This window comes from Priestia sp. TSO9, from assembly GCF_021029645.1.
GTDB classification, from domain to species: Bacteria; Bacillota; Bacilli; order Bacillales; family Bacillaceae_H; genus Priestia; species Priestia megaterium_E.
Genome location: NZ_JAJEKD010000051.1, coordinates 1 through 258, shown reverse-complemented (window position 1 = coordinate 258; position 258 = coordinate 1). Strand labels below are relative to the sequence as shown.

The window sequence follows — 258 nt, the reverse complement described above, 5'->3', positions numbered from 1 at the left end:
GGATCAAAGCTCACTTACAGCTCCCCGAAGCATATCGGTGTTAGTCCCGTCCTTCATCGGCTCCTAGTGCCAAGGCATTCACCGTGCGCCCTTTCTAACTTAACCATTAGCGAATAAATGGTACAACATACTGTTGTGTTATTTATTGGTTTGATTAAAGAAAAGTTTCACTTTTCCTCAGCAATTACTGTTATCTAGTTTTCAAAGAACAATCGCAACCAAAATTCTTCTTATCTAATAAGAAGAAAGTAGTGTGCT

General features: G+C 39.1%; 1 rRNA gene. It reads right to left on the bottom strand.

The window, feature by feature from the left end:
- Positions 1–105: ribosomal RNA gene (locus LJC66_RS28095) — 23S ribosomal RNA — on the bottom strand; the annotation flags it as partial.
- Between the last annotated feature and the right edge of the window lie 153 nt (positions 106–258).